This is a genomic window from Psychromarinibacter sediminicola, from assembly GCF_029168335.1.
Lineage (GTDB): Bacteria > Pseudomonadota > Alphaproteobacteria > Rhodobacterales > Rhodobacteraceae > Psychromarinibacter > Psychromarinibacter sediminicola.
Window position 1 is genome coordinate 40,027 of sequence record NZ_JARGYC010000034.1, and the last position, 9,110, is coordinate 49,136.

At 69.3% G+C, this 9,110-nt stretch carries 9 protein-coding genes; 4 read left to right on the forward strand and 5 right to left on the reverse strand.

Annotated elements, in window-relative coordinates:
• Nucleotides 1-103: 103 nt before the first annotated feature.
• Nucleotides 104-874 (reverse strand): YjiK family protein, encoded by a 771-nt coding sequence (locus P1J78_RS13670; protein WP_275567932.1) that lies wholly within the window; start codon nt 872-874, stop codon nt 104-106.
• 73 nt (nt 875-947) lie between these two features.
• Here P1J78_RS13670 and P1J78_RS13675 point away from each other — a divergent pair, with 73 nt between their 5' ends.
• The gene (locus tag P1J78_RS13675) at nt 948-1,610 is read left to right on the forward strand and encodes an SDR family NAD(P)-dependent oxidoreductase (protein ID WP_275567933.1); all 663 of its coding nucleotides are present in this window, start codon (nt 948-950) and stop codon (nt 1,608-1,610) included.
• Nucleotides 1,604-3,139 (forward strand): cryptochrome/photolyase family protein, encoded by a 1,536-nt coding sequence (locus tag P1J78_RS13680; RefSeq protein ID WP_275567940.1) that lies wholly within the window; start codon nt 1,604-1,606, stop codon nt 3,137-3,139. The genes P1J78_RS13675 and P1J78_RS13680 overlap by 7 nt, the downstream gene beginning before the upstream one ends.
• Before the next feature lie 430 nt (nt 3,140-3,569).
• Here P1J78_RS13680 and P1J78_RS13685 read toward each other — a convergent pair whose 3' ends face one another.
• A complete protein-coding gene (locus tag P1J78_RS13685; RefSeq protein WP_275567934.1) occupies nt 3,570-4,370 on the reverse strand; it encodes a glutathione S-transferase family protein in 801 nt (266 codons plus the stop codon).
• 4 nt (nt 4,371-4,374) lie between these two features.
• Nucleotides 4,375-5,877, reverse strand: coding sequence for a 2-isopropylmalate synthase (locus P1J78_RS13690; RefSeq protein ID WP_374213281.1), 1,503 nt, complete (start codon nt 5,875-5,877; stop codon nt 4,375-4,377).
• Between the two features lie 141 nt (nt 5,878-6,018).
• On the opposite strand from P1J78_RS13690, the gene P1J78_RS13695 reads away from it, so the two are divergent.
• On the forward strand, nt 6,019-7,677 hold the full coding sequence (locus P1J78_RS13695; protein ID WP_275567936.1) for an NAD+ synthase: 1,659 nt from the start codon (nt 6,019-6,021) through the stop codon (nt 7,675-7,677).
• Complete coding sequence (locus tag P1J78_RS13700) at nt 7,678-8,556, forward strand: DMT family transporter (protein WP_275567937.1); 879 nt, start codon at nt 7,678-7,680, stop codon at nt 8,554-8,556.
• A 40-nt stretch (nt 8,557-8,596) separates the two neighbouring features.
• Here P1J78_RS13700 and P1J78_RS13705 read toward each other — a convergent pair whose 3' ends face one another.
• Together P1J78_RS13705 and P1J78_RS13710 are read right to left on the reverse strand one after the other, a co-directional pair.
• Nucleotides 8,597-8,833 carry a DUF2442 domain-containing protein gene (locus P1J78_RS13705; protein ID WP_275567938.1) on the reverse strand — a complete coding sequence of 79 codons (237 nt, stop codon included), beginning with the start codon at nt 8,831-8,833 and terminating at the stop codon, nt 8,597-8,599.
• Nucleotides 8,814-8,972 (reverse strand): DUF4160 domain-containing protein, encoded by a 159-nt coding sequence (locus P1J78_RS13710; protein ID WP_275567939.1) that lies wholly within the window; start codon nt 8,970-8,972, stop codon nt 8,814-8,816. Before P1J78_RS13710 ends, P1J78_RS13705 begins: the two co-directional genes overlap by 20 nt.
• Nucleotides 8,973-9,110 lie beyond the last annotated feature (138 nt).

Consider the following 9,110-nt stretch of genomic DNA (forward strand, 5'->3'; position numbering starts at 1 on the left):
ACATAACACGGCACCGGCCCGGAGCAAAAGCCAAAATTCGGCGCGCTCGTCAGCCCGTGCCCGGCCTTCCTCGCGAGACGGACCGTGAGGGTCCGCCGAGCGCTCAGGAAATCGCGCAATCGGCGCCCGGGGCGGGCAGCGCCATGTTCTCGCCGACCGTCGGCGTGTAATCCAGCGCCGCGATCCGCGCGCCGCCGTCGAAGGCCAGGAACAGCAGGTTCGCGCCGGCCCGGATCGCGATGCCTTCCGGGTCGCGGCCGTACTCGATCAGCGGCAGGGTGCCCAGAAGCCGCCCCTCCGGATCCAGTTCGTAGAGCGAATTGGTTCCCTCCCAATCGTCCACGATCAGCAGGTGCCCGGTGCGCGGGTCGCGCGCGATGCCCTGCGGCTCGGTCAGCGGCGGGTCGAAGCTTTCGCCCCGCAGCAGCCGCACCACCGCGCCGGCCTCGTCCACCCAGACGATCCGCGCCGGGTCGTCCTCGACGATCACCAGCAGACCGTCGGGCAGCACGACCATGCCTTCGGTCGCCGCGCGCAGGCTGCCCAGCCGGAACGGCGGCCCCAGCGCCGTGCCGTCCTTGGTCACCCGCTGGTATTCGCCCATCCCGTCCGCGACGATCAGATCGTTGCCCTGCAACGCGATGGCCTTGATCCGGTAGAGATCGCTGCGCCAGCGCCGCATCTCCACCCCGTCCAGCGTCACCAGGATCGTCTCCGGCCCCTCGTTGGCGATCCACAGCCCGCAGAAGGCCGGGTCGTATTCCAGGCTCGCGGGCCGGTTCAGGCTGTAGAAGCCCGACAGTTTCAGCTCCAGCGCCGCGGCGGGCCAGGCGAGAAGGGCAAGGATCAGGGCCAGGATCAGGGACAGGCGCATGGGCCGGGTCTCCGCGCGACTAGTCGGGATCGAGGATGGCGCTAGCTCACCCCCGGTCAAGACAGGAGGGGCAATGGCGCACGCATTGGTGATCGGATCGTCCGGCGGCATCGGCCGGGCGCTCGTATCCGAAGCAGAGGCGCGCGGCGCGCGGGTGACCGGCCTGTCGCGCTCGGCCGACGGGCTGGACGTGACCGACGAGGCCAGCGTCGCGCGGGTGCTGGGGGCGCTGGAGGGGCCGTTCGACCTGGTCTTCGTGGCCAGCGGCGCGCTGACCGCCGGCCCGGACCCCGAGAAGGCGATCAAGGAGGTCACGCCCGACGCCCTCACCGATTTGTTCCGCGTCAACGCGCTGGGCCCGATGCTGGTGCTGAAGCACGCCCTGCCGCTGCTGCCCAGGCGGGGCAGGGCGGTCTTCGCCGCGCTCTCGGCCCGCGTCGGCTCCATCGGCGACAACGGCATCGGCGGCTGGCACGGCTACCGCGCCTCCAAGGCCGCGCTGAACCAGCTGATCCACGGCGCCGCCATCGAGCTCTCCCGCACCCATCGCGACGCCGTCGCCGTCTGCCTGCACCCCGGCACCGTCGAGACCCCGCTGACCGCCCCCTATGCCGGCCGCCACGCCACCGTGACGCCGGACAAAGCCGCCGCCCGCCTGCTCGACGTGATCGAGGGGCTGACGCCGGACCAGTCGGGGGGCTTTTTCGACTATGCCGGCCGGGAGATCCCCTGGTGAGCCTCGTCCTCGTGCTGGGCGACCAGCTGACCCCGTCCCTCGCCGCGCTCGCGGCCGCCGACAAGGCCCGCGACACCGTCGTCATGGCCGAGGTGATGGAAGAGGCCACCTACGTCCCCCACCACCCCAAGAAGATCGCCTTCTGCCTCGCCGCCATGCGCAAGTTTGCCGCCGCGCTGGAGGCCGACGGCTGGCAGGTCGCCTACACGCGGCTGGACGATCCGGAGAATACCGGCTCGATCCCGGGCGAACTCCTGCGCCGCGCCGACCAGTACGGCACCGACACGGCCCATGTCACCCAGCCCGGCGAATGGCGCCTGTTCGAGGCGCTGGGCGGCCGCGGCGGCGATGTCCCGCTGACCGTCCGCTGGCACGCCGACGACCGCTTCGTCTGTTCCACCAAGGCGTTCGACGCCTGGGCCGAAGGCCGCAAGTCCCTGCGGATGGAGCATTTCTACCGCGAAATGCGCCGCAAGACCGGCCTGCTGATGGACGGGGACCAACCGGCCGGCGGCCAGTGGAACTATGACCACGACAACCGCAAACCGCCGCCCGACGGCATCGAAACGGCGCCGATGCAGTTCACGCCGGACGACACCGTGAACGAGGTCCTCGACCTCGTGGGCACGAAATTTCGTCGAAATTTCGGCGCCCTCCGCCCGTTCCGGTTCGCCACCGATCGCAGCCAGGCCCGCCGCGCCCTGGCGCATTTCGTCAAGCACGCCCTGCCGCATTTCGGCGACTACCAGGACGCCATGCTGACCGGCCAGCGCTTCCTCTACCACTCCGTCCTGTCGGTCTACCTCAACGCCGGCCTGCTGACGCCGATGGAGATCTGCCGGGCGGTCGAGGACGCCTGGAAGGCCGGCGATGTCCCGATCAACGCCGCCGAGGGCTTCATCCGCCAGGTCATCGGCTGGCGCGAGTTCATCCGCGGCATCTATTTCCGCGAAGGCCCCGATTACGTCCGCCGCAACGCCCTGAACCACCAGCGCAAGCTGCCCGCCTTCTACTGGACCGGCGAGACCGACATGCATTGCATCGCCGAGACGGTGGAACAGACCCGCGACGCGGCCTATGCCCACCACATCCAGCGCCTGATGGTCACCGGCAACTTCGCCCTGCTGGCCGGCGTGGCCCCGGCCGAGGTCCATGACTGGTACATGGCCAGCTACGCCGACGCCTACGGCTGGGTCATGGCGGCCAATGTCATCGGCATGAGCCAGTTCGCCGATGGCGGGCTGATGGCGTCGAAGCCCTACGTGTCGTCGGGCAGCTACATCGACCGGATGTCGGACTACTGCAGATCCTGCCGCTACAGGGTGAAGGACAAGACGGGGCCCGATGCCTGCCCGTTCAACCTGCTCTACTGGCAATTCCTCGACCGCCACCGCGCGCGGTTCGAGGGCAACCCCCGCATGGCCCAGATGTACCGCACCTGGGACCGGATGGACGGGGACCGGCGCGAGACGGTGCTGCGCGAGGCGGAGGTTTTTCTGGACCGGCTCTCGAAGGGCGCGCGGGTCTGACGGGCAACGCCGGTCTCGTTGAGCGCAGGATGTCGAAAGGCATGGCCGTATTGCCAGAAGCCGCGCAAGGGCCGACGCGCGCGGGGGCGCTCCGACCGTCGAGCTTCGCACTTTATGGCGGCCAAACGCGGGCGACCTCCAAGCTCTGCGATAACATCTACCACAGCGCCGCCGCTCGGGGGCGCGTCTCTCGGGCATTTCGCTGGCGAAATGCCCTGCCGACAGGCGATTGCAGAGCAATCGCCGAGAGGCGGCGCTTGCGCGGCGGCTTCGCCTTGTTCCGCGCGGGCCTCGTTCAGCCGTCCGACAAGCATCCTCCCACCGAGCCGCGCCCGCAAGCCGCTTCGAAGCGGCTTGGTCACGCGATTTCGAAATCGCGCAAGAAGGGCCTTCCAAGGCCCTTGCCCAACGCACTCCGAACCGCCCTCCCTCACACCAGCCCCAGCTCCGCGTCCCCGGCGATCCGGTCGTACTTGTCGCGCGGCGGCATCGGCCGGTCGCGCCAGTCGGGATCAAAGGTGAAGCTAGAAACCCGCCGCCCCTCGGGCAGCGCCCCGTTGCCGCAGCCCACGGCATAGTCGTAGTAGAGCTTCACGATCCGCTCGTAGCTCACCTGCTGCGCCGCCGGATGCGACAGGCAGGCGTCGCGCCAGCGCCGCACGCGGGCATAGTCGGCGGTCTCCGGCAGGTCGAACCCCTCGTAATAGTCGAGAAACCAGAACCGCGCCATCATCGGCGTATAGATCGCCTCGGCCAGCCCGAAGCTGTCGAACAGGTAGGTGCCCTCCGGGTTGTGCCGGTCGAGGAACGCCGACAGCCAGCGGTAATGCTCCAGCAGCGCCTCGCGCTTCTCCGCCGTCTTCGCCCGGTCGCGGTTCATCACGAACAGGTAGCCGGACATCGCGAACGGCCCCTCGCGGGTGGCCATCAGCCGCTCGACGCCCCGCTCATAGGGGTCCGTCCGCGCCACCGCCGGCCCCGGCAGCGCCTCTTCGGCATAGCGCAAGAGCACCATGCTTTCCTTCAGCACCCGGCCCCCGCCCAGATCCATCACCGGCAGCGCCGTGGTGCCGCCGGTCTTCTGCAACAGCCAGTCGGGCCGCGGCCGCGTGATGTCGATCACGTCGAAGGCCGCCGCGTCGCGGCAGCCCTTCAGCTCCAGAAGTATCTCGACCCGCTGCGAGAACGGGCAGACCGGGATGTGATGGATGACCGGGCGCGGCGCGACCACCCGCCTAGTCCGTGACCGTGCCGTCGCCGCCGTTCCCCGCGCCGCCGTTCTCCGCGCCGGTGATCTCGGCGGTGGTCTGGTCGAGGATGCCGTCCGACCACATGCCACTGGCCACCTGGCCCGAGGCATAGCGGATCGTGCCCTGGCCGTGGCGGCGGCCGTTCTCGAACATGCCCTCGTAGACGTCGCCGTTGAAGTAGATCGCCTTGCCCTCGCCGTGGATCTCGCCGTCCTTCCACTGGCCTTCGTAGGTGAAGCTCTCGTTCTCCTCGGTCTCGGGGTCGTCGGGGATCACGATCTTGCCGAAGCCCTCGCGCTTGCCGTCGACGAATTCGCCCTCGTAGACGGTGCCGTCGGCATAGGTCGCGGTGCCCTCGCCGTGGCGCTGGCCCTCGCGCCACTCGCCCTCGTAGGTGTAACCGTCGGTGTAGGTCATCGTGCCGTAACCGTGGTTCTTGGCGTCCTTGAACTCGCCCTCGTAGACCAGCCCGTTGGCGTATTCCGCCCGGCCCTCGCCCTCGATGACGCCGGCCCGCCATTCGCCCTCGTAGCTGGAACCGTCGGGATAGATGATCCGCCCCTGGCCCTCGGCCAGGTCGTCGCGGAACTCGCCGACATAGATCGAGCCGTCGGGATAGGTCACCTGGCCCTCGCCCTCGATCCGCCCGGCGACCCACTCGCCGAGGTAGGCATAGCCATCGGTGCCGTAGAACGTGCCCTGGCCGTGGCGACGGTCGTCCAGGAACTGGCCCTCGTAGACGTCGCCGTTGGCATAGGTGACGGTGCCCTGGCCCTCGCGCTCGCCGCCGACGAACTCGCCCTCGTAGACGTCGCCGTTGGGCTGGGTCAGGGTGCCGGTGCCGCTGATCTGGCCGTCTTCCCACTCGCCCTCGTAGACGAGCCCAGAGGGCATGGTCAGCTTGCCCTCGCCCTCGCGCTGGCCGTCGACCATGTCGCCCTCGTAGACGGCGCCGTCGGGATAGATGATCCGGCCCTCGCCCTGCTTGACGCCCTCGACCCAGTCGCCCTCGTAGACATAGCCGTTGGGGCTCTCCATCCGGCCCTGGCCGTGATGCATCGCGTCCTTGAACCCGCCGGTATAGGTCACGCCGTTGGCATAGACCGCCGTGCCCTCGCCGTTGATCTTGCCGTCGACCCACTCGCCCTCGTAGGTGCCGCCGTCGGCGAAGGTGATCTTGCCCACGCCATGCGGCCGCCCCTTCTCGAAGGCGCCCTCGTAGACCGAGCCGTTGGGAAAGCGCGCCACGCCCTGGCCGCGGATCTCGCCCTCGACCCAGTCGCCGGTGTACTCGTAGCCGTTGGGCAGCCGGTAGGTGCCCTCGCCATGCTGCTTGCCGTCCTGGAACGTGCCCTCGTAGACGCCGCCGTCCTCGTATTGCTTGACCTGGACCTCGCCGCCCTCCTGCGCGGCGGCGGCCCCCGCGGCCACGACCACGACGGCGGCCAGCGCCGACACTGCCCGGACTCTCTGCACGTTGCCTCCCATGCGGACGGTTCTCATCCTGGATATCCTTGTCTTGCTTGAAACTTAAGGGCTTGACCCCGGGGGGGCAACGTTTTTCCCGGGCAATCGGCTTTCCATGGCCGAAGCATCTGTTAAGACGCAACTCACGATGCGGAGAGAGACATGGCCGACCGGTTTCGCCTGACCCTGGCACAGCTGAACCCCACCGTCGGCGCGATCCCGGCCAATGCCGACCGCGCCTACGCGGCGTGGCGGCAGGGCAAGGACGCCGGCGCCGACCTCGTGGCGCTGCCCGAGATGTTCATCCCCGGCTACCAGCCGCAGGACCTGGTGATGAGGCCCGCCTTCCACCACCACGCGATGGACGCGGTGCAGGCGCTGGCCGCCGACACCGCCGACGGCCCCGCGCTGGGCGTCGGCGGGCCACTCTTCGAGGACGGCCGCCTCTACAACGCCTATTTCATCCTGAAGGACGGCCGCATCGCCTGCACCGTGCGCAAGCACGAGCTGCCCAACGAGACCGTCTTCGACGAACGCCGCCTCTACACCCCCGGCCCGCTCGCCGGCCCCTGCGGCCTGGACGGCCTGCGCCTCGGCATCCCGGTCTGCGAGGACGCCTGGCACGCGGACGTCTCCGAAACGCTCGCCGAGACCGGGGCCGAGTTCCTCTTCGTGCCCAACGGCTCGCCCTATTACCGCGGCAAGCTGGAGACGCGGTTCAACAAGATGGTCGCCCGCGTGGTCGAGACCGGGCTGCCGCTGATCTACCTCAACATGGTCGGCGCGCAGGACGACCAGATCTTCGACGGCGGCTCCTTCGGGCTGAACGCCCACGGCCGGCTGGCCTTCCAGATGCCCGCCTTCGACGAGGACATCCGCACCATCGAACTGGTGCGCGACGACGCCGGCTGGCACATCGTCGAGGGTACGGAGGTGCCGCAGGGCGATGCGTGGGAGCAGGACTACCGCGCCATGGTCGAGGCCGTGCGCGACTACTTCCGCAAGACGGGCTTCTCCAAGGCGCTCCTCGGCCTTTCCGGCGGCGTCGACAGTGCCCTCGTCGCCACCATCGCCGCCGACGCGCTGGGCCCCGACAACGTGCGCTGCGTCATGCTGCCGTCGGAATACACCTCCGAGCATTCGCTGGAGGATGCCGAGGCCGTGGCGAAGGCGCTCGGCTGCCATTACGACTACGTCCCGATCTCCGGCCCCCGCGCCGCCGTCACCGAAACCCTCGCGCCGCTCTTCGAGGGCACAAAGCCGGACGTGACCGAGGAAAACATCCAGTCGCGCCTGCGCGGCCTTCTGCTCATGGCGCTGTCGAACAAGTTCGGCGAGATGCTCCTGACCACCGGCAACAAGTCCGAGGTCGCGGTGGGCTACGCCACGATCTACGGCGACATGTCCGGCGGCTACAACCCGATCAAAGACCTCTACAAGACCCGCGTCTTCGAGACCTGCCGCTGGCGCAACGCCAACCACCGGCCGTGGATGAAGGCCCCGGCGGGCGAGGTCATCCCGCCCCGCGTCATCGACAAGCCGCCCTCGGCCGAACTGCGCGCCGACCAGAAGGACGCGGATTCGCTGCCGCCCTACGAAGAGCTCGACGTGATCCTCGAAGAACTGATCGACAACGAGTCCTCCGTCGCTCAGGTGGTCGACAAGGGCTTCGACCGCGCCGTCGTGAAGAAGGTGGAAAACCTGATCTATGTCAGCGAGTACAAGCGGTTCCAGTCGGCCCCCGGCGCCCGGCTGTCGAAACGCTCGTTCTGGCTCGACCGCCGCTATCCGGTGGTGAACCGCTGGCGGGATCCGACCTGAATGGGCGTCTCCTGGCTGCCGCTCCTGCTGGCGCTGGCGGCGGGGGTGCTCTTCGGCTTCAACGTCTTCGTGCAGGGCCGCGCGCTCCGCGGCGCCGACGGGCTGACCGGCGCGTTCCTGTCGGTCGGCGGCATGGCGGCGATGCTCTGGCTGCTGGCGCCGTTCATGATCCGCCTCGACTGGTTCGCGACCGGCGCGGCGGCGCTGTTTCTCGCCGTGGGGTTGTTCTTCCCGGCGGCGGGGCAGGGGTTCCAGATCGCCGCCGTGGGCCGGGTCGGCCCGGCGCTGACCTCGGCCATCGGCTCCTTCACGCCGGTCTTCGCGGTGGTGCCGGCGGTACTGCTGCTGGACGAGCGGCTGGGCCTGCAGGGGGCGCTGGCGCTGGCGCTGATGATCGCCGGGCTGTCGCTCTCGGCCATCGGCCGCCGCGGCGTGGCGCGCGGCTGGCCGCTCTGGGCGCTGCTCCTGCCGCTGGCGGCGGCCGCGGCGCGCGGCATCGTGCAGCCGGCGCTGAAGGTCGGCCTGACCGACCTGCCCAGCCCGTTCTTCGCGGCGCTGGTCACCGCCACCACCTCGACCGCCGTGCTGGGGCTCATGGTCCGCTGGCGCGCGGGCCGGGCGCCGGCGGCGATCCCGCACGACCCCCGCGCCCTCGGCCTCTTCGCGGCGAGCGGGGTGATCAACGGCCTCGGCATCCTGTCGCTGAACGCCGCGATTTCGCTGGGCGAGGTGACGCTGGTATCGCCGCTCGTGGCGCTCGCCCCGTTCTGGTCGCTCCTGTTCGGCGTGCTGCTGTTCCGGGGCGAGCGGGTGACGGCGCGGCTGGTGCTGGTGGCGGCGCTCGTGGTCGGCGGCGCGGTCCTGCTGGTGACGCGGTAGCGGACGGGCGGGCCACGCCCTCAAGCGGCCCGCAAACCCGTCAGGCGGCCCGCGTATCCGGCCGCTCGCCTGCAAGCAGCGCTTCGACGGACAGATCCTCGTCCAGCGCCTCCCAATGCAGACCGAACGGGCTGAGCGTGACGGCCTCCCGCTCCGCCGGCGTCGCGTTCAGCAGCCGGGGAAACCACGCCAGCGGCACGCCGAGGGTCCGGCCATCCTCCAGCGACAGCCACATCGTGTCGTCGTCGAACCGGACCTCAGTCGCGGAAGTGCTCATTCCAGGCCTCCTCTATCTGCGAGGCGTGATCGCTCACGATCCTTGATACCCTGCGCAGCGTCCGCGCGTCAAAGCCGGCGGACCGCCCGGGTGTCACCGGCGGTCCGAGCCAGAACTTGGCTTCGCCACCGTCCTTCATGACATGCACATGAACGGGTTCGCGCGGATCGCCTTCGTTCGAATAGAGCCTCGTGCGGAAAACCAGAGTCGGGGATTCCCATAAGGAAGGGTTTGTGATTCACTATATGTGGAGGTGGATCATGGGAAAACCGCTATC

Coding starts and splice junctions, on each gene's coding strand:
- P1J78_RS13700 (WP_275567937.1), top strand. CDS start 7,678: ATGGGCGTCTCCTGGCTGCCGCTCCTGCTGGCGCTGGCGGCGGGGGTG.
- P1J78_RS13710 (WP_275567939.1), bottom strand. CDS start 8,972: ATGAAGGACGGTGGCGAAGCCAAGTTCTGGCTCGGACCGCCGGTGACA.
- P1J78_RS13695 (WP_275567936.1), top strand. CDS start 6,019: ATGGCCGACCGGTTTCGCCTGACCCTGGCACAGCTGAACCCCACCGTC.
- P1J78_RS13690 (WP_374213281.1), bottom strand. CDS start 5,877: ATGGGAGGCAACGTGCAGAGAGTCCGGGCAGTGTCGGCGCTGGCCGCC.
- P1J78_RS13705 (WP_275567938.1), bottom strand. CDS start 8,833: ATGAGCACTTCCGCGACTGAGGTCCGGTTCGACGACGACACGATGTGG.
- P1J78_RS13670 (WP_275567932.1), bottom strand. CDS start 874: ATGCGCCTGTCCCTGATCCTGGCCCTGATCCTTGCCCTTCTCGCCTGG.
- P1J78_RS13675 (WP_275567933.1), top strand. CDS start 948: ATGGCGCACGCATTGGTGATCGGATCGTCCGGCGGCATCGGCCGGGCG.